Origin of the sequence: Xanthovirga aplysinae (genome assembly GCF_009711365.1) — a bacterium.
Lineage (GTDB): Bacteria > Bacteroidota > Bacteroidia > Cytophagales > Cyclobacteriaceae > Xanthovirga > Xanthovirga aplysinae.
This window is the reverse complement of the sequence record NZ_SMMB01000368.1, coordinates 1-1,276: the sequence shown is the minus strand read 5'-3', so window position 1 is coordinate 1,276 and position 1,276 is coordinate 1. Positions and strand designations below refer to the sequence as shown.

The window sequence follows — 1,276 nt, the reverse complement described above, 5'->3', positions numbered from 1 at the left end:
AAATGTACTTTTTAGAGTTTTACTAAAATATAAGAATCTAACTTTCTTAAGTATAATTGGCCTTTCTGCCGGGTTTTCCTTATTTCTGCTTTCTCTTACTTTTATCTTTCAGGAAAGCAATTATGATACACACCTTAAGGAAGGCTCTCAAATTTATAGGATCGTAGAGGAGTTAAAATCTGAGGACCAAACAGTACATCAAGCCAATAGCGCTCCTCTTATGGCACCAGAAATAACCGCTACATTTCCGGAAGCCAAGAGTTTTGTACGTTTTGCCCCTTACAATCAAAATTTAATGATTGAGGGTAGAGGATTTGAAGAGGAGGTAACTTATGTGGATGAGAATGTTTTTAGTTTTTTTGAACTCAACCTTAATTTTGGAGATGCAAATACAGCCCTGAAAGAACCAAACTCCTTGGTGCTAACTAAACAAATGGCTATAAAACTCTTTGGAAAGGAGAATGCTTTAGGGGAGCTTGTTGAAATTGAACTGGAAAAACCATGGACATTTAAGGTTACTGGTATTTTGGAAGATCAAAATAAGTACTCTCATTTGGAATTTGACATTTTAGCTTCCATGGCAACATTCGACAACTCCTTTCCCGGATTCTTAAAAGCAGAAGATTCCTGGTTTAATAACTCTTTTTATTCCTACATAAAATTAAATGATAACCTTCAGGAAACAGCCTTAAGATTAGAAAGTAAACTCCCTGATTTTGTTTCTGAAAATATTCCACAGGAAAAATTTGGGATGTACTATAACCTGACTTTACAACCATTAAAAGAGATCTATCTTTATAGTAACCACCTTTTTGACGAATGGAGTAAAAGAGGTAGCCTAATGACCCTAAAGTTTCTTCTCATACTGTCTCTGATAGTTGTAGGTGTATCTTTGATCAATTATACCAACATGCTAATTTCAATAAATTCAAGGCGGTTTGCTGAAGTTGGAATAAAGAAAATACTGAGTGCTAGCAATCAAAAAATTATAAAGGATTTCTTAATGGAATCATTACTAATGAGTTTGTTGGTAATTTTAATTTCTACTTGTTTAGCCTGTGTTTTTCTGCCTTTTTTTAACGATATTTTATTTACAGAGCTGCTTACCAAACAACTATTTAATACGCCTTTTTTGATTTTTATTGTAGTAGCCATATCTACTTGTGTCCTTGCAGGCTTTTATCCGGCATTTATTCTCTCAAAAAGCCGTCCTTTAGAGGCTATTAAAGGAAAAATACAGGGGTTGAAGGTAAACAGCTTTGGAAAAGCATTAATT

General features: G+C 33.9%; 1 protein-coding gene. It reads left to right on the top strand.

Annotated features, from left to right (window positions below; all coding sequences use genetic code 11):
* Positions 1–1,276, top strand: a 1,276-nt coding sequence (locus E1171_RS01205) for an ABC transporter permease (protein ID WP_155203280.1), incomplete at both ends; no start/stop codon positions are given.